The sequence below is a fragment of the Clostridioides sp. ZZV14-6009 genome (assembly GCF_020658095.1).
Classification (GTDB): Bacteria; Bacillota; Clostridia; order Peptostreptococcales; family Peptostreptococcaceae; genus Clostridioides.
Genome location: NZ_JAGWDG010000001.1, coordinates 229,922 through 255,750, shown reverse-complemented (window position 1 = coordinate 255,750; position 25,829 = coordinate 229,922). Strand labels below are relative to the sequence as shown.

Annotated in this window: 23 protein-coding genes and 1 tRNA gene; 4 read left to right on the top strand and 20 right to left on the bottom strand. The window is 27.0% G+C overall.

What is annotated here, in order from left to right; all coding sequences use genetic code 11:
- Window positions 1-155 precede the first annotated feature (155 nt).
- On the bottom strand, window positions 156-1,808 hold the full coding sequence (locus KGF36_RS01100; protein WP_227842129.1) for a cell wall-binding repeat-containing protein: 1,653 nt from the start codon (window positions 1,806-1,808) through the stop codon (window positions 156-158).
- 458 nt (window positions 1,809-2,266) lie between these two features.
- On the opposite strand from KGF36_RS01100, the gene rpsT reads away from it, so the two are divergent.
- On the top strand, window positions 2,267-2,533 hold the full coding sequence (gene rpsT, locus KGF36_RS01095; protein WP_227432754.1) for a 30S ribosomal protein S20: 267 nt from the start codon (window positions 2,267-2,269) through the stop codon (window positions 2,531-2,533).
- Window positions 2,534-2,722: 189 nt separating this feature from the next.
- Here rpsT and holA read toward each other — a convergent pair whose 3' ends face one another.
- From holA to KGF36_RS01075, 4 genes are all read right to left on the bottom strand, one after another.
- Entirely contained in the window at window positions 2,723-3,766 is a 1,044-nt protein-coding gene (gene holA, locus KGF36_RS01090) for a DNA polymerase III subunit delta (RefSeq protein WP_227828195.1), read from the bottom strand.
- On the bottom strand, window positions 3,729-5,009 hold the full coding sequence (locus KGF36_RS01085; protein WP_227828194.1) for a ComEC/Rec2 family competence protein: 1,281 nt from the start codon (window positions 5,007-5,009) through the stop codon (window positions 3,729-3,731). The genes holA and KGF36_RS01085 overlap by 38 nt, the downstream gene beginning before the upstream one ends.
- 129 nt (window positions 5,010-5,138) lie before the next feature.
- A complete protein-coding gene (gene eis / locus KGF36_RS01080; protein WP_227828193.1) occupies window positions 5,139-6,323 on the bottom strand; it encodes a GNAT family N-acetyltransferase in 1,185 nt (394 codons plus the stop codon).
- 8 nt (window positions 6,324-6,331) lie between these two features.
- Complete coding sequence (locus tag KGF36_RS01075) at window positions 6,332-7,237, bottom strand: DUF2156 domain-containing protein (RefSeq protein WP_227828192.1); 906 nt, start codon at window positions 7,235-7,237, stop codon at window positions 6,332-6,334.
- Between the two features lie 186 nt (window positions 7,238-7,423).
- Here KGF36_RS01075 and KGF36_RS01070 point away from each other — a divergent pair, with 186 nt between their 5' ends.
- Entirely contained in the window at window positions 7,424-8,260 is an 837-nt protein-coding gene (locus tag KGF36_RS01070; protein ID WP_227828191.1) for a ComEC/Rec2 family competence protein, read from the top strand.
- A gap of 126 nt (window positions 8,261-8,386) precedes the next feature.
- Here KGF36_RS01070 and KGF36_RS01065 read toward each other — a convergent pair whose 3' ends face one another.
- From KGF36_RS01065 to KGF36_RS01045, 5 genes are all read right to left on the bottom strand, one after another.
- Window positions 8,387-9,094 carry a ThiF family adenylyltransferase gene (locus KGF36_RS01065; protein WP_227828190.1) on the bottom strand — a complete coding sequence of 236 codons (708 nt, stop codon included), beginning with the start codon at window positions 9,092-9,094 and terminating at the stop codon, window positions 8,387-8,389.
- A gap of 156 nt (window positions 9,095-9,250) precedes the next feature.
- Window positions 9,251-9,347: transfer RNA gene (locus KGF36_RS01060), tRNA-Sec, on the bottom strand.
- 256 nt (window positions 9,348-9,603) lie between these two features.
- Window positions 9,604-10,443: a G5 domain-containing protein gene (locus KGF36_RS01055; protein ID WP_227828189.1), complete on the bottom strand. Its 840-nt coding sequence runs from the start codon at window positions 10,441-10,443 to the stop codon at window positions 9,604-9,606.
- 241 nt (window positions 10,444-10,684) lie between these two features.
- Entirely contained in the window at window positions 10,685-11,359 is a 675-nt protein-coding gene (locus KGF36_RS01050) for a uracil-DNA glycosylase (RefSeq protein WP_227828188.1), read from the bottom strand.
- A gap of 40 nt (window positions 11,360-11,399) precedes the next feature.
- The gene (locus tag KGF36_RS01045) at window positions 11,400-11,771 is read right to left on the bottom strand and encodes a NusG domain II-containing protein (RefSeq protein WP_227854517.1); all 372 of its coding nucleotides are present in this window, start codon (window positions 11,769-11,771) and stop codon (window positions 11,400-11,402) included.
- A 66-nt stretch (window positions 11,772-11,837) separates the two neighbouring features.
- On the opposite strand from KGF36_RS01045, the gene KGF36_RS01040 reads away from it, so the two are divergent.
- The gene (locus KGF36_RS01040) at window positions 11,838-12,893 is read left to right on the top strand and encodes an FAD:protein FMN transferase (protein ID WP_227828186.1); all 1,056 of its coding nucleotides are present in this window, start codon (window positions 11,838-11,840) and stop codon (window positions 12,891-12,893) included.
- A gap of 173 nt (window positions 12,894-13,066) precedes the next feature.
- Here the strand turns inward: KGF36_RS01040 and KGF36_RS01035 are convergent, their stop codons facing one another.
- The 9 genes from KGF36_RS01035 to KGF36_RS00995 all read right to left on the bottom strand — a co-directional run bounded on the left by KGF36_RS01035 (window position 13,067) and on the right by KGF36_RS00995 (window position 21,826).
- On the bottom strand, window positions 13,067-13,501 hold the full coding sequence (locus tag KGF36_RS01035) for a tellurium resistance protein TerC (RefSeq protein WP_227828185.1): 435 nt from the start codon (window positions 13,499-13,501) through the stop codon (window positions 13,067-13,069).
- Window positions 13,502-13,504: 3 nt separating this feature from the next.
- Window positions 13,505-13,702 carry a helix-turn-helix transcriptional regulator gene (locus tag KGF36_RS01030; protein ID WP_227828184.1) on the bottom strand — a complete coding sequence of 66 codons (198 nt, stop codon included), beginning with the start codon at window positions 13,700-13,702 and terminating at the stop codon, window positions 13,505-13,507.
- Between the two features lie 251 nt (window positions 13,703-13,953).
- Window positions 13,954-15,132: an aminotransferase class I/II-fold pyridoxal phosphate-dependent enzyme gene (locus KGF36_RS01025; RefSeq protein ID WP_227828183.1), complete on the bottom strand. Its 1,179-nt coding sequence runs from the start codon at window positions 15,130-15,132 to the stop codon at window positions 13,954-13,956.
- A gap of 56 nt (window positions 15,133-15,188) precedes the next feature.
- Window positions 15,189-16,253, bottom strand: coding sequence for an aminopeptidase P family protein (locus KGF36_RS01020; protein ID WP_227854516.1), 1,065 nt, complete (start codon window positions 16,251-16,253; stop codon window positions 15,189-15,191).
- Between the two features lie 104 nt (window positions 16,254-16,357).
- The gene (locus tag KGF36_RS01015; protein ID WP_227854515.1) at window positions 16,358-17,620 is read right to left on the bottom strand and encodes a PTS fructose transporter subunit IIC; all 1,263 of its coding nucleotides are present in this window, start codon (window positions 17,618-17,620) and stop codon (window positions 16,358-16,360) included.
- Between the two features lie 24 nt (window positions 17,621-17,644).
- Window positions 17,645-17,962, bottom strand: a complete 318-nt coding sequence (locus KGF36_RS01010; protein WP_227432546.1) for a PTS fructose transporter subunit IIB — start codon at window positions 17,960-17,962, stop codon at window positions 17,645-17,647.
- 55 nt (window positions 17,963-18,017) lie between these two features.
- On the bottom strand, window positions 18,018-18,473 hold the full coding sequence (locus tag KGF36_RS01005) for a PTS sugar transporter subunit IIA (RefSeq protein WP_227828180.1): 456 nt from the start codon (window positions 18,471-18,473) through the stop codon (window positions 18,018-18,020).
- Window positions 18,474-18,487: 14 nt separating this feature from the next.
- Window positions 18,488-20,377, bottom strand: coding sequence for a BglG family transcription antiterminator (locus KGF36_RS01000; protein WP_227828179.1), 1,890 nt, complete (start codon window positions 20,375-20,377; stop codon window positions 18,488-18,490).
- 87 nt (window positions 20,378-20,464) lie between these two features.
- Window positions 20,465-21,826: a Sapep family Mn(2+)-dependent dipeptidase gene (locus tag KGF36_RS00995; protein ID WP_227828178.1), complete on the bottom strand. Its 1,362-nt coding sequence runs from the start codon at window positions 21,824-21,826 to the stop codon at window positions 20,465-20,467.
- 172 nt (window positions 21,827-21,998) lie between these two features.
- On the opposite strand from KGF36_RS00995, the gene manA reads away from it, so the two are divergent.
- A complete protein-coding gene (manA, locus tag KGF36_RS00990; protein WP_227828177.1) occupies window positions 21,999-22,943 on the top strand; it encodes a mannose-6-phosphate isomerase, class I in 945 nt (314 codons plus the stop codon).
- 131 nt (window positions 22,944-23,074) lie between these two features.
- Here manA and KGF36_RS00985 read toward each other — a convergent pair whose 3' ends face one another.
- On the bottom strand, window positions 23,075-25,813 hold the full coding sequence (locus KGF36_RS00985; protein WP_227839964.1) for an ATP-binding protein: 2,739 nt from the start codon (window positions 25,811-25,813) through the stop codon (window positions 23,075-23,077).
- Window positions 25,814-25,829: the final 16 nt, after the last annotated feature.

Here is a 25,829-nt window from a genome sequence, read left to right as displayed (position 1 = left end):
TAATAATACATTTATAAAATCCATCATATATGTACATGTTTTTTCAATATAAATAATTAAATGATAAACATATTTTTGAAAGTGTTTATCCAACTTTTTGAAGAGTTTAAAGATATTCAATCATAAAAAAGGCTCCCTAAAGAACCTTTCTTGTTTTATTGGTTGAAGCCTAATACAGATAATGCCTTAGCATCATAGTACTTAGGCATAGTTTTTGTTGCATTTTCTAGTCTAGAAAAATTAAACTCTGCTGAAGTTCTATATAATACAACTTCAGAACCATCAAATTCATACCACTTACCGTCAATTTGCACATAGTTCCAAGCATGGTTTAAGGCTCCATCTTCCTGATATATCGAATTCATTCCCATTAGCCTTGTCAATACATGAAAGCTACTTGCAAAACTTCCACATGAACCACGTTTTTCAACAAGATTTCCATATACATTTGTATCATGTGCTATCCCACTCACATATTTTGACTCTATTACCAGTTTTGCAGCTCTATTCGCCTTTTCCATATCAGATGCATTTCTCCAATCGAAACTATTTAGGAAATTTCTAATTACTACAAGTTCATTTTTAGTCTGCTCATAAGTAAGCAACTCTTTGCCTGCTATAATTTTTATAGGGTCAAGATTTTTAAATATTACACTCTTGTATGGTTCACCTGCAAATGCAGCAGCGTATGCACCTAATCCTGCATATCCTTTATTTATATAATAATATTTGCCATCTGCTCTAAGTTCATTCCCATTTTCATTTCCACCATAATTAATGTCCCATCCAAATTTTCCTGTTGTATTAAGACCAAACTGCTCTAACATTCCTTTTAAAGGATACTCCTCGTTTGTATTGTTTTTGACTACGCCTGTATTAGTGTCACCTACATTATTAGTTACATTCAAACATTGTGTTATTATAGAAGCATCAATATTCCCTATTGATGTTATTTTAGTAGCACCTTTAAGTATACTTTTGTTACTTCCATTTCCAACTAATACAATTGGTTTACTTTCAGCTAGAGTTGAGCCAATTAGCGGATAAACTAGGTCACTGCCACTAGCTACATAAAATTCTTTAGCACCACCATAAAACTGTTGAACTATCTTTTTATTAGTCTCATATCTATCAATTCCACCTAATCTAGTTGCTCCTAATTTTTCTACAAGTTGATTACTCATAGTATTTGTTGAACCAAATGCAAATATTTTATCTCCTTTAATTTTAAGCTCAGGCATATCTGAGCCATTAGTAAGTAATACAGGTATCTCATTTTTAAATGCAACTGAAGCTGCACTTATAGCATCAGCTTCACCTTTAAATCCATTTGCTACCAGTACATTACCTGAAGTACCTTTTAATTCTAAAATCTTGTCACTTACCTTATAACTTGTACTAAGTCTATCTTTTCCTTCAATTCTTTCAACGTCAATATTTTTTTCCTTTAATAAATTCTCTACTTTGCTTCCTATAGAATTATTTCCTCCTATTATGTACACTTTTTTAACATTATTAAGTCTTTTTAATGTTGAGTCTGGTATCTCATCTTTCTTAGTCAATAATATTGGTGCGTTTTCAACTCCAGCCAATCCACTTGCTGATAATCCATCTGCTAAACTATTATCCACATTGATAAGGATGGCTTTAGTATAATTCTGCCTATCTGCAATAATAGCTGAAGTTTCATACTTATCTTTACCATTTATACTATCAATCGAACTTAGTGCATTTGATACTATTGGAAAAGTAGAAATCACTAACAAGAATGAAATTCCCATAGTTAATAATTTTTTACATATTTTCATAATATAAATACCTCCTAAATATTATAGTTCTACTTAAATAATATACTATAAAATGAAAAAAACATCTCAATTATTGGAAAAATTATCTTAATTAAACATATAAATTTATATTTTTATAAATTTTTTATTAAATTTACAAAAATGAGTAATTTCTTGCATTATCTTATAATTATTGGAAATACTATCAAAATGTATGTAAATAGTTTGTATTATATCAAAATATTTGTTACAAAAATGAAATATTAATTTATATATATTAAAATATTTAAAACACAAAATATACCAACCTAAAAACAAGATATTGCAAATTATTTATACACAATCTATAGTCTAAAAAATCAAAATAAAAAACATTATTAAAATATATAAATAATAATCCTTGATTTTTAGATTTATTTCTGTTAAAATCTAATATGTTGACGATGAATATGAGAAAAAAATACAGGGAGGTGAACACGGTGGCAAATATAAAATCAGCTAAGAAAAGAATAAGTGTTATCGAAAAGAAAACTGCTTTAAATAGAGTTAGAAAATCTCAAATAAAAACTGCAATAAGAAGATTCGAAGATGCTGTTGCAGCTGGAAACAGAGAGGATGCTGTTGTTAAGTTCCAATATGCTCAAAAGAGAATATACCAAGTAGCTTCTAAAGGAACTATACATAAGAATGCTGCAGCTAGAAAAGTAGCTAAATTAGCTCAAAAGTTAAACGGTATGAACGCTTAATTACCAGTTTATATTTCTTATATATAATAACCCCTATGCAGGGGTTTTTTATTTTGGAAATTTATACAATAAAAAATAAATAGTTAGACATATTATAGTTGATTATATACTCTTAGACTCAATTTAGCCTACTTGTACTTTGAACTATAACATATCTTGCTATTTATTTTTTATTAATATATAAGTTTTTTACATTGCTTGCCTTTTACAGTATCTACTAACCAACATTTCTACTGCTAAAGTATCCCTTATAAGTCCTGTTTTTATTTTATAATCGCTTTCTAATATATAGTTTAAAATTTCTATGATTATATCATCAGAGAAGTTTTTAGTCTGTTTTAATGCTTTTCCTATTACAAATTGATGCATTTTTAATTTATCTGCTATAAGTTTTGCTGAGTATCCCTCTAGTTGTAATTGTCTTACTTGCATAACTATTTTAAATTGTCTAGCTATCATAGAAAATATACCTAAAACAGATTCGCCTTCTTGTATCATATCATTCAATATTTTCATTGCATTAGAAGCACTTTGCTCTCCAATATAATCAATTAACTTAAATATATCATTTTCAACCTTTTTAGGAGATAATTTATCTATTACATCATTAGTTACACTATTTCCCTTTCCAACAAATGAACTAATTTTATTTATCTCGTTTTCTAAGTCTGATAAAGTCTTTTCACTACTTTTATCTCTATATCCTTCTTGTTCAATAAAATACATTATTTGAGAGTTTTCTATTATAACTTCATTTAGAGCAAAAGATTTTTTTATCCACTTAAATAAGTCCATATCAGAAAGCTTGTCACAATTAAAAACAATTCCATTATTACCTATCTTTTTAACTAAAGATTTTCTTTTGTCTATATCTCCATATACAACAAAAACTATAGTGGTAGTGTCTGGAGTATTATCTAAATGCTCTATCAAGTATTTTTCGTCGCTATCTGTAAAATTCTTTTTCTTTCCTTTTAGTAACTCAAAGTCTTTTACTATTACTATTTTTCTATCATCCATAAAAGGAAGTGTCTCTATAGAGCTTATAAGCTGATTTAAGACTATTTCCTTTCCATCTATTATATCTAAGTTAAAATCGAGCATTCCTTCGTTTAAATTCTCTTTAAAGACTTTTATTGCATTTTCTATTAAATAATACTCTCTGCCATAAAAAAGATACATTTTCTCAAGTTTTTTATCTTTTATATTCCTTATAATATCCTTGTAATCCATTTTCTTGCTCCTTTATCTCTTTTCCTTCTATGTAAAATATGTAAAAAAATACTCCTATGTAATAAATCACTACAATATAAAGTTTAGGGTTATCTATATCAATATATGCAAAATTTAAATTGCTGAGTTTATCTAGTAAAAAAAATATGATTTCTATCAATGTGCTGTTGAATAAAGCTATTATTTTAGCTATTACTACACTTATTTTAAATATTATTAAACTTGCAATACTCAAATACATTATTATACCTATAAATGGTACTATTATTAAATTTCCTATGATTGAAACCAATGGTATACCTTTAAATGTATAATATATTATAGGCAAGGTTAATATATTTGACGATATTGTCAATGATACCATACTTAATTTTATAATACTATTTATTTTATTGTAAAATATTAGTATAGAGAATGTAGCTAAAAAAGATAATTGAAAACTTACATTATATATAACATAGGGGTTATTTATAATTAAAACTATCCCTATTAGAGACAGTGTTGATATTCCATCCTTTTTTCTATTAATAAAGACTGATAAATAGAAAACCATAACAAATGCTATAGACCTAATTATAGATGGAGACGCACCTACCATTATACAATATAAAGATATAAAAATCGACAATATTAATAATTTATACAATTTATTTATACCTCTTAATAGAAAAGCAATTACAACACATAGTATGCTTGTATGAAGACCAGATATAGATATTACATGACTAGTTCCTGTCCTAGTGAACATTTCTTTTTGTTCATCTGTCAAATTTTCAACCTCTGCTAACAATATAGAATTTATAAAATCTGAATTTTTCTTATATAAATATCTATAAGTTTTATTTATGTAAAGCTTTATTTTACCTATTAAGTCATATATTTTATTTTTACCAATAATTTTATAACTATTTATATATATTATACCTTTATATCCAGTACTTTTTATATATCTTCCATAATCAAAATCTTCATATTTCATTTTACCTAAACTTTTAAATTTACCTGTAACATTAACTTTCTGACCAATTTTCAAATTTTTAGTTCTTGTGTAATCATTTATTAGGAAAGCTCCTACTTTATACTGATTATATCTAGGCTTTTCAAATCTTCCTTTGACTGTTCCTTGTATAGTTATTATCTTATCATTAAATTTTTCATCCTCTTTCTTCTTATTTGTGATAATAAAAGATACAGCTATCACAAATATTAATATAATTAGTAAAGGTCTTCTTATTTGAATCATAATCACTCCTCTATAAAACATATTATTTAGATTATTTTCAAATAAAGATTTTTTAAACAAAAGAAATTATTCTATAAACAAAAGAATACGTCAAAAGATTTATTAAAATCTTTTGACGTATTTTCACTTCTATATATATTCATTTATATAATTGTCTTTTTTAGAAAAAATGCAATTAAGTATTTCTATTGTTTCTTTTGAAATACCTTCTATATTATTTAATAAAAGTGCTTCTTCAACGTCTGTATAAGAAAATGCCAATTGTGTTAAAGCATTTATATCTAATTTAATATCAAAACACTCTTGAAGCCCTTCTGTGCATTCTTTATTTAATTTTTCCACTATTACTTTCTTATTTTGTATAGAGACTTTGAATAGTCCATTATTTTCTTCTATAAATTTATCTTCTATATATAATTTTATAGAACTATTAATATCCTTATCAATATCTATATCTTCAATAAATTGCTTTACATTTATAACTCTTCCCATCATAAAAGGTTTTATTTTTATCTCACAATCTTTAGGGTTGTCTAATATAAACCTTATCTTATCTATTGTAGGAGTAGCTATAGAAGCTATCTTACATTGAGTATTGTGATTATATATAAATTTAAGCATTGATTTAAGAGCATCTATGTTTTTATAAAATAGCTCTCTGACAAACATTTTATCTCCTTGAAGAAAATAAATTATATATCCATCTTTTTCATTACCTTCATGGATATATAAATGTCCGTCTTCACTTTGGATTTCTTTAAATAAGTTTTCATAATAATGTTCATCTTTTAACACATTACCATTAACCTCATTTAAAAATACTTTATCTATTTTAATTAAATCATCAATTTGTGATAAATCAGCTTTTATCATTTTTCCATTTGCCTTGAAATTTTTTAAATCATCTGTTTTGATAGTATATTCAATTTGGTCATAACAGTGCTCATATCCAAATCTTCTATAAAGTCTATAGTCAATTGGCATTAATATAGATACTAGTTGTCCTTTCTTATACAACTCATTTAAAGTAAATTTAATAACTTTACTCATATAACCAGTTCCTCTCCCCTCAGGAAGTGTAGAAACCCCTACTACATACGATGTATTGTATACCTTACTATTTAAGCTTAATTTATACTGGTTTAGCTGAAGAGAGGAAACAATTTTTCCTTCATCTAAAGCTATTACAGTATTTTCATATTTATATTTATCATTAAAATAGTATTTCATGAAACTTTCACTGTCATTAAAGCAATAACTCCATATTTCTTTTATACTTTCTATTTCTTCGTCTTTAGCATACCTAATCTCCATATAGTTTATTAAGCCTCCCTAACACTGTACTTTTCAACAAATCTACAAGGGTGGTAAGAAAGTTTAGCTTTTCTCAGACCTTCAATACCTAAGTCTTCTTCTCTATTTACAAATTCAACATCTTCAAATTCACTTACTAAAAATTGTTGGTTTATAAATGGATATAAGCCTCTTATATCAGGATTGGCTTTTTCTATATGAATTAATGCCATGTTTTTATTTAAAAGCTCTCCGATACTAAATGCTTCTAATTTTCCATCCACATATACACCAAACACTTTTACTTTATCTTTTAAAATATCGTAATTGTTAAATATCTTTTTGATACCAACCAATTCATCATCCATGCTTTCATCAAATTCGTTATTTTCTTCTTTGTTACTTTCCCATTCTTTCATTAATACTAAACATTCATTGAAGTTTTCTTTATCTAATAATCTTGCTTCATATCTACCTGCATATTCTTTTAAGAAATAATTTATGTGATTTCTCTTCTTTTGATTCTTTTTTCCAGCTAATGTTCTTAAACTTTCTGCATCATAGATATAGTCAAATAAATCTCTTTCTTCTATATACTCAAATCTATTTGGGTATTTTTCTTTTAGAAATTCTACCACTTCAGTAGTAATACCTCTTAAGTATATTTTTTTGTTGTTATGTGAAAAATACTCAAGTACAAAATCTACAACTTCTGGAAGTTTGTCTTTTTTAGCAAGTGGTAATATTGAGAAACTATCTCCTTCGTATTCACCAACTAAAACAGCAAAATCTTCACCTATATAATATCCTGTCTTATAAACATGTTGCCACATATATAAAGTACTAAAACAGTACTCACAAGCTTCATAATCTACTAAATCAAAATAAGGGTCTAGCTCCTTTTTTGAATTTAGTTCAATATCTTTGAAAAACATAAAATCCTCCTACCTTTTTATTGCTTAATTTTTTAAAATTTTATTTTGTATCTATAAAAACTCCAATTTAGTTATGGTATTAATTTCACTTATATTGTCTAAAATATAAAATAGGATAGTTCCCATATATCTTATATTACCCATCATAAAATTATATAAACATGTAATGACTGGAGTGATTTTTTATTGAGAAATAAAATTTTTTTATTAACACTTATTATAATATCACTTTTAAGTGGTTGTGACAAAAAATCTCTACTATCTATACATATGATAGATGTTGGACAAGGTGATAGTCTTTTAGTACAAACACCTACAAAGAAAAATATATTAATTGATGGAGGTGATGAAGATAGTGGAAATATAGTTACTAGTTACTTGAAACAAAAAAGAATAAAAACCATCGATATAATAATAGCCACACACCCAGATTCCGACCATATAGGTAGTCTTGATAATGTCATAAAAAAATTTAATGTAAACTCCATCTATATGCCTGAACAATCAACAGAAAGTGAAGCTTATCAAAACCTAATAAGTTCTTGTAATGATAAAAAACTATCTATTCAGTATCTATACAGAGATGATGTTTTAAATATTGATAACAATATAAATATATATGTATTAAGTCCTTCATATATACAAGAAGAATCTAATTTAAATTCAATAGTTTTTAAATTAAACTTTAATGACACCTCATTTTTATTTATGGGCGATGCTGAAGAACCAATTGAAAAAGAAATTTTACATTATTTTAAATTAGATAATATCAATTTTATAAAAATAGGTCATCATGGAAGCAATTCATCAACTACGTCAGAATTTATTGAAAAAATTCATCCAGATATAGCCGCAATATCATGTGGATATAAAAATCAATACGGTCATCCTCATAAGGAAGTTATCAATAATTTAAAACAAAACAATATATCAATTTATAGGACAGATAAAATAGGTGATATTGTTTTTTATAGTGATGGTAAAATGATATTTACAAAACACAAATATAAAATAGACACTTAACATAAGAAATAAAACTGTAACTACATAACAGAACTAGGCTAAAAGTATCAACATAAAATGGTTTTATATTGATGCTTTTAGCCTTTAAAATGTGTCTATAAAATTTATAAATAAAACATTTAACATTTATTCCCCTAATAATTCATTAACTATTACAGATGCAATTACTAGTCCTCCAACAGATGGCACAAATGATACACTACCTGGTGTTACCTTTTTCCCATTCATAACTTTCTTTTTAAGTTCTATTGGTTGTTCAGTTGAATATACCACCTTTAATTTTTTAATTCCTCTATCTCTAAGCTCTTTTCTCATGACTTTAGCTAGAGGACAAGTGCTTGTTTTGTGTATATCAGTAACAACTATTTTAGTTGGGTCTAATTTATTTCCCATCCCCATAGAGCTTATTATTTTTAAACCTTTTTTTTCACATGTTTCAATTAAATGTATCTTTGAGCTTACCATATCTATTGCATCCACAACATAATCATATTTTTCAATTAATATTTCACTGCTAGTATCTTTATTATAAAGATTTCTTATTTTTTTTATATTAATATTAGGATTTATATCTAAAATCCTTTCTTCCATAACATCAACTTTATATTTTCCCACAGTTGAATGTAATGCTGGTATTTGTCTATTTATATTTGTTATATCTACATCATCAAAATCGACAATAGTGAGATTACCCACTCCAGCTCTTGCTAAAGCTTCAACAGTAAAACTACCTACTCCTCCAACTCCAAATACTATTACATTTGAATTTTTAAGTTTTTCTATCCCATCATCTCCAACTAGAAAACTAGTCCTCGTTGTAAAGTTATTTTCCATTTTTCCACTCTCCTACACTTTTATATACATAATATTAGTATTAGAAAATTTACATTATATAATACTAAATATTATATATCACTAAAAGTAAATTATCTCAAAATAATTTTTAAATTTAAAAAGGTATCTTTTAATATTAAAAGATACCCTTTATACTGGCGGGAATGCGTGGGAATCGAACCCACCTAAGAGGCTCTTAACCCCTCATACTAGTTTTGAAGACTAGAGGGCACACCGGCACCCATCCACTCCCATAACGAAACGTTTCTCAACGAAATCTATAATATCATATATTTTGACTCTTTGCAACAATTTTTATAGATTAATTTGATAGTAAATCATATTTTAAATAGTTTTTATCTATAGCAATTAATATTTATATATCTTCTTATTATATTTATAATTATATTTATAAACTTAAAAACTGGAAAGCATATTTTAATTATCTATAAAGAATTTTCCTCTATTTAATCAAAATATAATTTCCAGTATAAATACAAATTATTTAATTATTTTAATATACGTATATCTATAGTTTTTCTTCCCCAGTTATAAACTGTCTTTGAATCATTCATAAATATATCAATTTTATTTCCTTTTATTGCACCACCACAGTCTTCAGCAGTAAATACCATATCAAATTGAGGTATATATACTTTCGTTCCATATGGTATAACCTTAGGGTCTACAGCTATTGTTCCCCACTTAGGCTTTGTTCCTGTTGCAGTTATACTATGACCAGAATATGCAGTTGCTACAACTCTCATACTTCTACCATTGTTACTACTACTGCTACTTGAAGAAGATGAAGCCATCCTTCTTGAACTTTCTCCCCTTGATGAAGCTACTTGCATTTCTACTTTTGTTCCTTTATTTACAACTTTATTAACTGGCTCAGATGTAACAACTTTTTTCACAAATTCCTTTTCTACTTTCTTACCATTGTGATAAGTTTCTTTATATACTAATTCACTTTTACCAGATTTTCCTTCTTCTTTAACTTTAGAATCTCCTTTTGACAAAGAGTTATCTTCAACAACTGTAACTTCAAATGGAATGTCTTTAGTCTCTACAACTGTTTTTTCCTTAACATCAATTACTTCTATTTTATCTCCATTAGATAACTTTGAATTTACATCCAAACTAACTATATCATTTCCATCATAGCTAATGTTTTGAGCTTCCAAAAGGTCTCCTACATTAGATCTAAATGTAGATACAGTTCTCTCTTCTCCTTTTACTACCAATGTTACTTGTTTATTAAGTGCAGAGTATCCTGATAAAATTCCAACTGATAAAACAACCGCCATTGCCGAGACTTTAACATTACTCAATTTCTTTAAATTCATATAAAATTTCCTCCCTCAAATTTTTTACACTATATATTTTGCTTCGTAATATTCTGCTTCGTAAATTTCTTTTTTGTTTTTTGTGTAACTAAATTGTAACTATTTTTTCAAGAGTTGTCAACTTGACAAAAAAATAGAAATATGCATATATAGTATTTTCAACTATTAAAGCATATTTCTATTAGTTACAACAATGTCATTGTTTATTGTTGTTTTGTTATCGTTTTGTTACCTTTTATCTTTATATATTTTCTATCTGCCAATTGATAGGTTCTTTTCCTAGCTTTTCGAGAATTTCATTTATCTTAGAGAAGTGATTACATCCAAAAAAACCTTTACTTGCTGATAATGGACTTGGATGAGGTGCTTCCAAAATATAATGCTTACTTGTATCAATCAATTCTACTTTTTTACGTGCATTACTTCCCCACAATACAAAAATTACTGGGTCTTCACGGTCACTTAAAATAGAAATTACTCTATCTGTGAAAATTTCCCACCCTTTATTTTTATGAGAATTAGCTTCATGTGCTCTAACAGTAAGTGCTGTATTTAAAAGTAAAACACCTTGGTCTGCCCAAGGCATTAAGTATCCATTATTAGGTATAAAGCATCCTAAATCTTCTTTTAACTCTTTGTACATATTTAATAGAGATGGTGGAGTTTTTACTTGTGGTTGAACTGAAAAAGCTAAACCATGAGCTTGATTATCTCCATGGTAGGGGTCTTGTCCTAGTATTAAAACTTTTGTATCTTTATATGAAGTGTGTTTTAAAGCTTCATATATGTTATGCATATTAGGAAAAATTTGACGTGTCTTATATTCATCTATAAGGAATTTTCTTAAATTCAAATAATATTCTTTTTCAAATTCTTCTTTTAATAATTCATTCCAATCGTTTCCTAAATTAACCATAGTTATCACCAATTCCTTTCAGCTATTTTTATTTATTGTTTTATTTAGAAATTATGTCCTCTTGATTGTCATTTTTTTCATTAGTATTTATTTTTATGCTCACTCTGTTAGGTATACAAACTATACTTTGACTTGGTTTGTTTATAAAACCTGTATGTACACACACCTTATCAGGACATGAAGCATCTATTATCTCTACACCTTTGTCGTGAATTTTAACTATATCGTACCCTCCTCTATTTTCTATTTTAAATTCTTCTTTGGCATTTATTGAAACAGTCTTATACAATTTATTATCTACATAAATTTCAATACTTCCAGCATTTTTAGAATTTATAACAGTTATTATTCCATAACATGCTGTAATAACAATCAAAACACCTAAAACAAGAAGAATGTCTTTTTTCTTCATTTTTTGTCCTCCTATGAAATTATGCTATAATAAGATAATAACACAATTTCATAGGAGGAATATACCATGAATAAGAAAAAAATCACATTTATTTTTGTGATATTGATTTTAGCATTAATTTTATTTTCATTTTTTAGGAGTTCAAGTCAAAATACTAAATATAGTAAGACAAGCTATTACCTTGGTACAGTAAATGAAGTTACTATATTTAATACAAAAGAATCAAAAAGTGATAAAATTTTAAATGAATGTGATTCAATTTTAAGATATATTGATAACAAGATGAGTACTCATATACCAGGAAGCGATGTTTCTAAAATAAATGATAATGCTGGTAAAGATTTTGTCAAAGTTTCTGATGATACATTTTTTGTTGTACAAGAGGCTATAGAATACTCTAAGTTGTCAAATGGATACTTTGATATAACAATTGGTCCACTATCCAATCTATGGGCAATTGGAACAGACAAGGCTAAAGTCCCAAATGACTCTGAGATAAACGAACTTCTTCCTCTCATTGATTACAAAAATATTATATTAGATGAAAAAAATAAATCTATAAAATTAGCTAAAGAAGATATGAAAATTGATTTAGGGGCAATAGCTAAAGGATATGCTGCTGATAAAATCGTAGGCTATTTGAAATTAGAAGGTGTAAAAAAAGCTTTAGTAAACTTGGGAGGTAATATATTTACTCTAGAAGATAGCAAAAATAACAAACCTTTTAAAATTGGTATTCAAGACCCAACTAGCAAAAATGGAGAATCTATAGGAAATATAGAAACTACAAATAAATCTGTTGTTACATCTGGAATTTATGAGAGATTTATAGAAAAAGATGGCAAAATATATCACCATATGTTAAATCCATTTACAGGGTATCCTTTTGAGAACAACTTAAGTAGTGTTACAATAATATCTGATAAATCTATTAATTGTGATGCTTTATCCACTTCTACATTTGGACTTGGACTTGAAAAAGGCATGGATTTAATTAATAGTATTGATAATGTAGATGCTATATTTATAACCAAAGATAAAAAAGTATATTTAACTAATGGCATACAAAATAATTTTAAACTTACAGACAAGGCTTTTTCTATTGAAAAGTTCAATAAATAGTGAGTTTAAATAATGTCAATGTCTATATACATACAAAATACATAAGAACTTAAATAGTTATCATACAACTAATGAAAATTTAAGTTTTATATAAAATATGGTATATACTAAGTAATCTAAAACAAATTGTACTTATGTATATACCATATTTATAGTTTAATTTATATAAAACACTACCCATTATTCTTTAACTTTCGATAATAAATAACACCTACAACATACAAAACAATCCATAAAACAGATAGATATATAATGATTACCAATGAGTTGTATATATCTAAGGCATGTAGTACAGAGAAAACAAAAGCAGATATAGGAATTATTATCATACACACAATATAAGCATATCTTCCTGCTTTATCTCTATACATAACATTCCTTTCATCATGAAGATTGATGTCTTCTGCTTCAAGCTTTTCTTTGTATTCCTCTTTATGCTTATTCCAGTAAAAATATCGATAAATTGCAGAAATTCCACCAAATCCAAATCCTCCTGCTAATCCAGCAAACAAAGAACCTAACTTATTACCAGTCATTAAACAAAGAAACAAGAAAGTAACACCTAAAACTACAAATACAATTCCTATTCTTAAATTTCTCTTTTCCATGAACTATATCTCCTTCCATAAAAATATTTCTTCAATCGACATTTCAAAAAAATCAGATATTTGAAATGCAAGTTCTAAAGATGGATTATATTTTCCATTTTCAATAGAACTAATCGTCTGCCTTGAAACCTTAAGAATTTTTGCAAAGTCCTCTTGATTAAGACCTTTTTTCTTTCTTAAATCTTCTACACGGTTTTTCAAAAATATTTCCTCCTTTTTGTAAAGTTTCCTTTACATATATAATATAGCACTTGCTTTTATTTTTGTAAAGGAAACTTTACAAAACATATATAAAAATAGACATTTCATCAGAAATGCCTATCATTAAATATATTTACTTTTACAATTGAATTACATCTTGTTGTCTATAAACCTTATTTTTTGATGTTTTTTAGTATATCCCTACAACAACCTACATTTTTATATTTTCAATAAATAATACAACTAACTTTTTATAGTGACTTTACAAACAAATCCATTCTATTTAAAGCTTCAATTACGTTTTCTTTTTGAGTTCCTAAATTTATTCTAACATAGTTCTCACCATCTTTTACAAAATGACTTCCATCTTCTAACAATACTCCCGTATCTATAGCCAACTTATCTGTAAACTCACTTGCACTTATACCTAATCCACTTATATCCATCCAAGCTAAGTAAGATGATTCCATCTTCATCAATTTTATCTTACTATATTTATTTACCCAAGTTTCTAAAAGTTCATAATTTGATTTTATATATTTATTTACACCACTTAACCACTCTCTACACTCATCATAAGCTGTTATTAATCCTATTATTCCAAACACATTTGGAGAAGTTATAGAATTTTGTTTTAATTTATTTCTAAAAATATCTCTTATATCCTTATTTATGACTATTGAATAAGAAGTCTTTAATCCTCCAAGATTAAAACCTTTATTTGGTGATGTCAATAGGATAATATTTTCTAAAAGTTCCCTTTCAAGCTTAAGAATAGAATTAAATTCTCCATAATGAATATGCTCTGCATGTACTTCATCTGCAACTAAAATAACATTATTTTCTTTACATATAATTGCTACTTTCGTCATTTCTTCAATTGACCAAATTCTTCCTGATGGATTATGTGGTGTACAAAACATCATTAGCTTAGGTTTATTTTCTTTAATTTGAGATTCTAATCTATCAAAATTTATATAATATCTATCATTTATCACATCTAATGTATTACAAACTACATTTACACCCTGCTTTTTAGCTGATGATTCAAATGGGTCATAAACTGGTGTATTTAATATTATACTATCTCCTTTTTTACAAAAAGCTTGTACTACATAGTGAAGTGTTGACACAGTTCCATAAGTCAATGTAATCCATTCTCTTTCTACATTTACTTTATGCATATCTTTTTGCCATCCAATAACTGAATCATAGAATTCATCATAACAGTATGTATATCCAAATACACCTCTTTTTACAGCTTCAATAAATTTATTTTCTATTTCTGTTGGTATTTTAAAATCCATATCAGCAATCCACATTGGCACAAAATCTTCTTTAATATCTCCAAATTTATCTTTTATAATGTTCAAATCCCACTTTCTACACTTTTCACTTACTCTATTTGGTCTATCATCAAAATTATACATTTAAATTTACCTCGTCTTTTCTTATTATTATAAAAATACTTAGCTACAATTTATTTTTAATTTACAACTATTAAATCTTTGGTAGATGTAGTCAATCTCATACAGCCATCTTGAGTTATAAATACATCATCTTCAATTCTTACTCCTCCAAGTTCTGGTACATATATACCAGGCTCTATAGTTACAACCATACCTTCTTTTAATACTTCATTTGATTCTGGAGCTAATGCTGGATACTCATGAACCATAATACCTACACCATGACCTAGATTGTGTCCAAAATTATCACCATATCCATATGAACTAATTATATCTCTTGCAACCTTATCTATTTCACCAGTAGTCATACCTGACTTTAAAACCTTTATACACTCTTCATTAGCTTTCTTTACTATATTATATATTTTTTCCAGCTCCTTATTTGTAGTTCCCATACAAATAGTTCTAGTAATGTCTGAACAATAATTATTGTACTTTGCTCCAAAATCGAATGTAACAAAATCTCCATACTCTATAATTTTTTCACTTGCTTTTCCATGAGGTAAGGCTCCTCTCAAACCAGATGCAACTATAGTATCAAATGACTCTTTTTGTCCACCTAATTCTTTTATAAATCGTACAATTTCATTTTCTACTTGCATTTCACTCATACCAACTTTTATAAAGTCAATTATATGATAAAATGTAGCATCTACTATTTCACAAGCTTTTTTTATATATTTTATTTCATCTTCATCTTTCTCTTTTCTTAGAGTAGATAAATCAACTGATTTTAAAGTTACATTTAATTTGTTACTCATACTTTTATATGAGTCAAAAGATACTTCACTTCCTTCAAAGCCAATTTCTTTTATATTTTGATTTCTACAAATATCATTAATTATGTCAAAATACCTTCTATTTTTATCCATTAATATAACATCAAATAAATCTGATTTTCTTTTAACTTCTTCAAAGTATCTAAAATCTGCTATTATATATTGTTTATCTTTTGTTATAAAAACATAGCCTGATGAACTAAATAAATTTCCAATATAAAACTTATTGGTAGAACTATTAATAAGAATTCCATCTATATTATACTCTTTAAGATACTTTCTTATTTTTTCTATTTTATTCATAATTTTATCTTCACCACCCTTAATTAGTCATATAGGTAAGGCTGGTAATATTGATTGAAACAATATTACCAGCCAAGGTTATTCTAGATAGTAAAATTTATAAATTAATCAATATAATCTACAACAAGTTTACCATCTTTTATTAATTTATTTCTGTAAAATACATTTTCTACAGCTATGAATATAGCACCAACTGCTATACCTATTATATATCCAAATAAGTTATCTACTAGAGGCCATGCCCATATAGCTGATTCTGGGAACCACTGAATTGCCCCTAAAATTATACCTGTAATAGCTCCTATTATACTTCCTACTATATTTAAAGGTATAACAAAACCTGGTCTCTCAAGTGCAAATGGTATTGCTCCCTCTGATATACCCATAAATGATAGGAATATAGAAGTTTTTCCTGCTTGATAGAATTGTCTATCATATACTCTTCTTCCTACTAATCTTTTATCTAATAAAGTTGTAAGTCCTAATCCAATTGGAGGAACAACTATAGCTATTGTTCTTGCTGTTATTGGTAATACATTTTCTGTAGTCAAACCAAGTGCAACGAATCCTGCTGCTTTATTTATTGGTCCACCTAAGTCAAATGCTGTAGCTGCTGCTAAAGCTGTTGCATATACATACTCTCCTGCTGCTCCTGCTGCTGTTAAGAAGTTTTTCATACTTTCATTAATTAATCCACCAAATGGAGTTATTATAAATATCATCAATACCATACAAGTTAATGATGCTATTAGTGGTATTAAAAATGTTGTTTTGAAAGCTAACCAGTTATGAGAAACTTTTATAGATTTATTTAACCATTTTACAAAATATCCTATTATAAATGCGATTAATATTGCACCTAAGAATCCTGATGCAACTGGTACAACTTCTGTCCATTGTCCATCTACGAATTGTGGTACCCCTACAGGTTTATTAGCTACATATCCACCTATAAATCCTGCGATTAAGGCTGTTTTTCCACCTATAGAATTTGCACAGAATGCTGCAAATAGTGGTATTGCAAATCCAAACAGAGTAAATCCGAAGTTTGACATTAATTGTGCCATGTTTAAAAGACTAAGCTTAAATCCTGTAAATTCACCTGAGTTCATAGCATCAACTATACCTACAGATGGGTCAAGTCCTAATATTGCATATGGTATTAATTGAGATAAAGCTCCTATAAGTCCACCCATTACTAAGACTGGTATCATATACGATATACCTGTCATTATATGTTTACTAACTTCTTTCCACTTTCCATTTCCCTTTGATTGAGTTGGATTAGATGAAGTAGTTTTTCCTGCGTTATTGCCTCCTGTTGTAGAAGCACCTGAACTGTTTATAACTTTTTTCTTGATTGCCATTCTATTTCCTCCACAGTAAATTTATTATATTCCTAAATCCTCTTCTATTTCCTTTATAACACCTTCTGCATTCTTTATAGCTTCTTGTAATTCAACCTCATAAACTTCACAACCATCAAATCTTTCCATACCTTCTGGTGTTATTGCTACTGCATGTATTATCATAGTTGCTCCTAATATGTCTTCTCTTGTTAATTCATTTTGCACACCATCTGCACCTTGAGTTTCAACTTTTGCTTCATAACCTAATGCCTTTGCAGCTTGCTCTATTGCTTCTGCTGCCATAAAAGTGTGAGCTAGTCCCATTGGACAAGCACATAATGCTACTAATTTTTTATTCATTTTAAATTCCTCCTATTTACTTTAATTATTTTTTTATTTTAACCTTAGTATTTATCTATAAACCTAAAGCTTCATTTATTAAATTAGCGATTTCTTCCACATTATCACTCTTTAAAAGAGAATCTTTAAAATCTTTATTTATTAATTTTCTTGAAAGAGATGATAATAATTTAAGGTGTATGTTTTCTTTACTTTTTCCTGGCATAAGCAAACTTATTGCCAATTTGACATTGTCCTCACCTTCGTTCCAAACAACATCATCATTAAACTTTAGTACCACTACTGCTGGATTTTCAATTGCATCATTTTTAGTATGAGGTATTGCTATAGATTCTCCTAGATTTGTAGTAAATTGCTCTTCTCTAGCTATTAAACCTTCATATACTAGATTTTCATCTTCTGTTAAATTTAATTCTTTAGCTTTCTTTGCTATAAATTTTAAAACCTCAACCTTAGACTTAGCCTCAGTATTTAAAAATACATATTCTTTGTTAAATATGTTTGTTCCCATTGTTAATTTCCTCCTTAATTACCTATTAGTGCCATTAATTTATCAAAGTCACATATTTTAATAATTCCTCTTACACCACCCTCATCTTTTATAAAATTGTAAAGGTATTTAAATATTGAAAAATTATGTTTTTCTTTAGTATTAAAAAATACCATAAATACTAGTTGAACTTCTTGTTTATCCCAAATTATTGGATTTTCAAGTATTCCAACTCCGATTATAGATTTTTTATCTCCCTTCACTATTGTGTGAGGTATAGCTACTAGATTTCCTATTTCAGTTGATGAAATATTTTCTCTTTCTATTATGCTTTTTATTGAACTTTCTTCTATAAAGTCTCTTTCTTTTAACTTGTTTGAAAGCGAAAGTATAACTTCTTCTTTTGTATTTGCTTTTATACTGAAAAAAGCTCTTTCATCAAACATATTACTTATTATTTTTCTTCTTTCTTCCTTTTCATAAAAGGCTTTGTTTACGTTTTCAATTACGCTATCATCAAAAATATTTTCTATATATAGTACTGGCTTTTCATATCCTTTTAATTCAACCGTCGATACTACCAAATCAACATCTTGACTTATTGCCATATCAAGATATCTAAATGGATAAACACCTACAACATTTAAATCACTTATATTTTGCTTTAATTTTTCAGAAAGAAGCTGACCTGTACCTATACCATAGTGACAAACTATACAAATTTTCTTACTTGTATTTTTTTTCATTCTTTCATTTGAAGCAGCAAAATGAATAGCTATATATCCAAGTTCATCCTCATCTAATTTTAAATTAAATTCAGTTTCTATCTTATTTGATAAAAACACAGCTAAGTTAAAAGCTATTGGAAATTTCTCTTTTATTTGATGAAGTAGTGGATTATTAGATTTTATATTAGCTTTTGCTCTATTTAAAAACCTCTTTATATGGTCAGATATCGCTATCATAAACTCTTCATCTTTTGTATAATCACTTCCTGAGATAAGTAGTATATCTTGAAGAGCACTACTTATAACACAACTTATTCTTTCTTCAATTTCACTTGCATTTTTTATTCCCTGTGCACCTCTATATGCTATTACACCAGAATAATTTGAAATATAAATTACTTCATCTTCAATAAGTTTAAATCCAACCTTATCAGATATTTCTTTCATAAGCTTTTCTATAAAACTGTAATTATGAAATCTATATCCTGTATCTATTAAATTTATATTTTTACTATGACCTCTCTTACTTCTAAACACAGAAACTATTATTTTTGAAAGTAAAAGATTAAAATCTTTATCTGAAATTATTGTTTCTTTTTCTCTTAAATGCTTTTCTAAAATACTTTCTATGGAATTTATATCGTTTTCACTGATATCATCCAAAAATACTTTGATTTTACTCTTCTCATCCAACTTTATTGCATAATCAGTAATCAACTGTCTTATATTAATTTCTTCACCATATATATAGCTTCCATAATAAGGTTTAGATTTTATAACTAAGTCATACTTTTCAAGTTTTCTTTTAAGCTTACTAGACAATTTATTTATGGCTGCTATACTTAGATTTAATTCTTCTGCCATTACTTCTATACTCATATAATTTCTGTTAATCAGCATACATATTATATTTGATATCCTTGCTTCTTCAGAATCATCCAAGAAACCATTTATATATTTATTTGCTTCTTTAACAGCCTTTGCTATGTTAGTTTTAGAGCCACTTAACTTATATCCTATGCCTCTTGAAGAATCGATTTCTAAATCATACTTACTCAAAATACCATTTAAATCTGCTATATATCTTTTAATAGTTTTAGTAGATACATCTAATTTAATAGCTAGTTCATTTGATGTCATATATCCATCTTTATTGCTTAAACTTTTTACTATTACTGCATGTTTCTTAGTTATCATTGTATCACCTTCTCTTTGATTTCAATTATATATCAAATAAAATTTTAGTTGTATATATAATATGTCTATATAAGGGACATTTTGTATTTATATATTATTACATAATGTAACTATTGCCTCCGCATAGATACCTATTGCAGTTATAAATCTATCTAAGCTAGCAAATTCATTTGCACTATGAACATTTCCAAAACTACCATCAGGAAATTCACACCCAAATATTACTGAGTTCTTCATTTCAGCTGCATAGCTTCCTGCACTGGTTACTCTAACAACACTTTTTGAGTCTCCAGAATACTTTACATATATCTCATGTAAACTCTCTACAAGTTTTGAATTCTCATCTATATAATTTGCTTGCTTTAAATTTTCCCCAATAAACTCAAATTTATTAATATTATTTCTTTTTATATACAAATCAAATTTTTCTATTATCTCTTCAACTGTCAATACTTCAGGATATCTAACACTTAAAATTACTTCAAGCTTTCCATCTTTTATATTTATTATTGTCGGAACCATTGATAGAATTCCACATTTCCCTTCAACATTTAAGCCAAACAGTTTTCCATCTATATTATCTTTATTTATTAGCTTATACAAGTCTTTTGCCCAATCCTCATCAAGATTTTCTGCTAAAACTTTAATTGTATCTAATATGGGGTTTATTGCTTTTTCAGGTTTAGATGAGTGTCCACCTTTCCCATTCACAATATACTTACCATCATTAAAACTTATTGAAACATTATTAAAATCAGAATTTATATAGTCATTACTTAAATTTTTAATATTTTTTATATACACTTTATCTGGAATTGTATTAAACTCTATTCCACCACTTAAATCTAGATATTTATCATCTATATCCAGCATTAGCTTTATTATTGCTCCACCCTTTTCTCCATTTAGTACAGGAAATTTAGCATCTGGGGTAAATCCATATACACCATGTGGTTCTTTGCTATAATAGTGCTTTATGCACTTAAATCCACTTTCTTCATTTCCTCCAGCAATTAATCTAACTTTTCTCTTTAAATCTATATTTAGACTTTTTATCATTTTTAATGCCAAAAAATTTGCTATCATAGGACCCTTATTATCTGAAACACCTCTAGCAACTAATTTATCACCTATAATATCTAGCTTAAATGGCTCACTATCCCATCCTTCTCCTGGATTTACAACATCACAATGTCCAAATATATCTATATAATCTTTACCATCTCCATATTCAATATAAACAGCATGATTATCTATATTTTTAACAGTGAAATTGTTTTCTCTACCTAAATTTTCAAACCAGTTTAATGCATCATATACACCTTTTCCAAAAGGCATATCTTTAGATACAGTATTTTTATCATAAAAGGAAGGTATACTTACCCATTCCTCCAACAATTTCAAGAATTCTTTTTTATATTTTTGATTTTCTTCTTTAAATCTCTCCATGATTATCACTCCAATTTAAACCTTTATATTATATATCATAGTTTATCTTGTTTCATAACTCCTTATACTTTATGTCATTTCAAGGGACAAAACTTTTTTACTATTGATTTTATAATCTATTTATATATAATTATTTGTAGGATAAATTTAATATCATAGGAGGAACAATATTATGGAACCATTATTTTTAAAACCTATTTTTATGGATAGAATATGGGGTGGCACTGCACTTAGAGATAAATTTAACTATGAGATAAAATCACCAACAACAGGTGAATGTTGGGCTATAAGTTCTCATAAAAATGGAGATTGTCTGATAGAGAATGGAGAATATAAAGATAAAAAGCTATCTGAATTATGGGAGAAAAATAGAGAATTGTTTGGTAATACACCTGGAGATAAATTCCCTTTACTTACAAAAATACTAGATGCCAATGACAATTTATCGGTTCAAGTTCATCCAAATGATGAATATGCTCAAAAAAATGAAAATGGAGAATTAGGTAAAACAGAGTGTTGGTATGTAATAGACTGTTCTGAGGATGCAGAAATTATAATAGGTCACAATGCAAAATCTCGTGAAGAATTTATAGAAATGATAAATAATAATGAGTGGGACAAACTGCTTAGAAAAGTTAATATAAAAAAAGGTGACTTTTTCTATGTTCCAAGCGGAACTATACATGCTATATGTAAAGGAACATTAATTTTAGAAACTCAACAAAATTCAGATACCACTTATAGAGTTTATGATTATGATAGAACCGATAACTTAGGAAATAAACGTGAACTTCATGTTCAAAAATCAATAGAAGTTACAAATGTTCCTCATACAAATTTTGATACTGATTATAAAACTGTATCAACACCAAGCTTTAAATGTACAACATTTGTATCAAATGAATTTTTTAGTGTTTATAAATTAGACATTTTTGGAAAATGTAATTTTACTCACAACACACCTTTTTCTTTGTACAGTGTACTGGATGGAGCTGGTAAATTGATACACAATTCTATAGAATATGATTTAAAAAAAGGTATGCATTTTATATTACCAAATAGCTTTGGAGATTTTGGATTTGAAGGTAATTTAGAAATTATATGCTCCCACATATAGATACAAAATACATTTAACTTTAACAAAAGCTAGACTAACATAAAAAATCATTTTTATGATAGTCTAGCTTTTCTTTTATAGTATACTATACTAAATATAGGATATTTTATTTTTACAATTATAATAAATTTTTAATAATATATATCAGAAAATTCTATTTTTATTTTTTCTTGAAGATTATATATTCTCTTATCTTCTGTATAGTACTCATTACTAAAACTTTTCATTGGCAGTGAAATTAAGAATTCTGTACCCTTATTAACTTCACTTATTACTTCTATATCTCCACCATGAAGACTTACTAGGTTCTTAACTATAGCAAGTCCTATTCCACTTCCTTCAGTGTTTCTAGATAAAGTCTTGTCAACTTGTGAAAACTCTTCAAAAATCAACTCCAATTTATCTTGAGGTATACCAACGCCAGTATCTTTAACACTTATGATTACTTTATCTATTTTATAATAAATGTTTACGTATATCCATCCTCCATTATCAGTAAATTTAATACAGTTTGATAATAGATTTAGCATAATTCTCTCAATTTCAGCCTTGTCTACATAAACATTGATTTCTTCAAGCTCTGTATCAAATAGAATTCTTATATCTTTTCTACTTGCATACTCTTCTATATTCATAAACAAATCTTCTATTACAGATACAATATTGTATTTTGCAAGTTTAAGTGTATAAAACCCAGACTCCATCTTTGTCAAATCTATAATATTATTTATCAATCTTTGAAGTCTATAGGAACTTTGTCTAACTAAATCAACATGAGATTTAATATTATTATTATAGTCTTTTATTTTTTCGCTTCTATAAAAAGAATCTACCAATTGATTTGAACTTGATATAACATTTAATGGTGTTTTTAACTCATGAGACATATTTGCGAAAAACTCAGTTTTTATTTTATCTGTTTTAAATCTTTCAAGCAACTCTTTTTCAGCTTGTTCAGAGTATTTTTTATGTGCTAAATCTTTTATAATAAGCATTATATATCTAGTGTTATATATCGCAAAAGGTAATGCACTTAATTCTACTTCTACTATATCATCATAATTATTTATTAATTCATATTCTAGTAGAAGTATACTTTTATTTTCATTTAAAACTTTAGTCATATTTTCAGTAAATTTTATTTTTTCTTCAGTATTTGCATTCATTAATATCTTAATATTAGAATCTTTTACATCATCTATACTTGTAAAAGATAGCATATCTAAAAATGACTTATTTGCATAATTTACACTTAAGTCTTCTCTTAACAAGCATATACCATCAGGTAGTATATCTATAAATCTTGAATAAGATGATTGACTTTCTTCAAGTTTTATTTGTGATATCTTTCGAGAAGTTGTATCACGTATTACAATAATAGTTTTATAAGTTCCTTCATTATTATAATGAGAAAAACTCATCTCTACATATTTTACTTCACCCTCTATTACATACCTTTTTTCTATACTTTCTTCACTTTTACATATTGATGAAAAATCGATATTTTCTAACGTCTCTTTAAATATTTGTCTACATGCATTATTTACATATATTTTATTACTACCTTCAAGTACTACTATACCATCTCCAACACTTTCTAAAAAGTCTTCACTTCTCTTATTTGCTTCAATAAATTTTCGTTCATATTCCTTTTTCTTAGTTTTATCCTTTAATACACATAAGACTCCTTCTATTTGTGTAGCTATGATTAAAGGAGCAAATATAGCTTGGTAAACCTTATTATCACTTGTATCAATAAATTTTTCTATATTTTTTTTATTGATAAATACATAATTAATGCTTTCTATTAAGTCATTAAAATTTTTAACTTTATTACTTAATTTACCTTGTTCTTTATAATCTCCAAAAATATTTCTAAAACTTTTATTTGCATATGTAATTTCTCCATCCTTACTAAACACAACTATACTATTTACAGCAACATCTAAAGTAGACTGTAATCGTAATTCTCTTTTTATAAGTATTTCTTTAAGTTCTTCTATTTTTTCTGTTTCATATATTAATTTTTTGTTTTTTTCTTTCAAACTTTCCGTTTTTATTGTTAATTCTTCATTTGTATCATGTAATTCCAATGCTGTTTTCTTAATATTCTTAGATACTATATAATTATATAAATAGTATAATGATACATTTATTATTATTTGTGATAACATACCTTCTATATGCCTATTACCAATTACTATATGTAGTAAATTTGGAACTCTTGATAAGATTGTTATTATTATTATTCTATTAAAAAACTTTTTTTCACTATATTCCCATTTATTTACGTTTGAACTTGAGTTTAGTTCAATTCCACTCATAATAGAGGCAATTATCATAAATATAGATGTAACAACCCCTAAGGTATAGTGTAATGTCCCTCTGTCTAAAGAGTTACAAATTCCAGATATTATGAATAAAGATGATGTTGTCAAAACTACAGCTACTACAAATAAAATTATGCTCGAATGAATTTGTTTATTATCTTTAACAAATTTAAAACTTAAATACACACCTAGTATAGGAAATAAATCTGTTATTGCTGATATTGTAATGTTAGTTCCAATTATAACTTCTTCTCTAGCACCTAAACAATTAAATAAATATATACACTCCAATACTCCAGTTGCTGCAAATACTAACCCCAAAAATGTAGAAAATGAATCTACCTTAAATTTTGTAGTATTAAATATAATCATCCCTGTAGCTATTAAGAATGTAGCATATACAGCATGCAGTAAAATTTCATATTTATTTGTATCTTTTATAATAAATAACAAAAGCACTGAGCCCATTATTATAAATAAAAGGCTCATGTCTTCTCTTTCTTTTATATCTGGTTTCACAGCAGGTATTATATTCTTCAATACTTTACACTTCCTC

What these genes read in the sequence shown, in the direction of transcription:
- KGF36_RS01100 (WP_227842129.1), bottom strand. Translation starts at nt 1,808, where the DNA reads ATGAAAATATGTAAAAAATTATTAACTATGGGAATTTCATTCTTGTTA.
- holA (WP_227828195.1), bottom strand. Translation starts at nt 3,766, where the DNA reads ATGGATTACAAGGATATTATAAGGAATATAAAAGATAAAAAACTTGAG.
- KGF36_RS01085 (WP_227828194.1), bottom strand. Translation starts at nt 5,009, where the DNA reads ATGATTCAAATAAGAAGACCTTTACTAATTATATTAATATTTGTGATA.
- eis (WP_227828193.1), bottom strand. Translation starts at nt 6,323, where the DNA reads ATGGAGATTAGGTATGCTAAAGACGAAGAAATAGAAAGTATAAAAGAA.
- KGF36_RS01075 (WP_227828192.1), bottom strand. Translation starts at nt 7,237, where the DNA reads ATGTTTTTCAAAGATATTGAACTAAATTCAAAAAAGGAGCTAGACCCT.
- KGF36_RS01065 (WP_227828190.1), bottom strand. Translation starts at nt 9,094, where the DNA reads ATGGAAAATAACTTTACAACGAGGACTAGTTTTCTAGTTGGAGATGAT.
- KGF36_RS01055 (WP_227828189.1), bottom strand. Translation starts at nt 10,443, where the DNA reads ATGAATTTAAAGAAATTGAGTAATGTTAAAGTCTCGGCAATGGCGGTT.
- KGF36_RS01050 (WP_227828188.1), bottom strand. Translation starts at nt 11,359, where the DNA reads ATGGTTAATTTAGGAAACGATTGGAATGAATTATTAAAAGAAGAATTT.
- KGF36_RS01045 (WP_227854517.1), bottom strand. Translation starts at nt 11,771, where the DNA reads ATGAAGAAAAAAGACATTCTTCTTGTTTTAGGTGTTTTGATTGTTATT.
- KGF36_RS01040 (WP_227828186.1), top strand. Translation starts at nt 11,838, where the DNA reads ATGAATAAGAAAAAAATCACATTTATTTTTGTGATATTGATTTTAGCA.
- KGF36_RS01035 (WP_227828185.1), bottom strand. Translation starts at nt 13,501, where the DNA reads ATGGAAAAGAGAAATTTAAGAATAGGAATTGTATTTGTAGTTTTAGGT.
- KGF36_RS01025 (WP_227828183.1), bottom strand. Translation starts at nt 15,132, where the DNA reads ATGTATAATTTTGATGATAGACCAAATAGAGTAAGTGAAAAGTGTAGA.
- KGF36_RS01020 (WP_227854516.1), bottom strand. Translation starts at nt 16,253, where the DNA reads ATGAATAAAATAGAAAAAATAAGAAAGTATCTTAAAGAGTATAATATA.
- KGF36_RS01015 (WP_227854515.1), bottom strand. Translation starts at nt 17,620, where the DNA reads ATGGCAATCAAGAAAAAAGTTATAAACAGTTCAGGTGCTTCTACAACA.
- KGF36_RS01010 (WP_227432546.1), bottom strand. Translation starts at nt 17,962, where the DNA reads ATGAATAAAAAATTAGTAGCATTATGTGCTTGTCCAATGGGACTAGCT.
- KGF36_RS01005 (WP_227828180.1), bottom strand. Translation starts at nt 18,473, where the DNA reads ATGGGAACAAACATATTTAACAAAGAATATGTATTTTTAAATACTGAG.
- KGF36_RS01000 (WP_227828179.1), bottom strand. Translation starts at nt 20,377, where the DNA reads ATGATAACTAAGAAACATGCAGTAATAGTAAAAAGTTTAAGCAATAAA.
- KGF36_RS00995 (WP_227828178.1), bottom strand. Translation starts at nt 21,826, where the DNA reads ATGGAGAGATTTAAAGAAGAAAATCAAAAATATAAAAAAGAATTCTTG.
- manA (WP_227828177.1), top strand. Translation starts at nt 21,999, where the DNA reads ATGGAACCATTATTTTTAAAACCTATTTTTATGGATAGAATATGGGGT.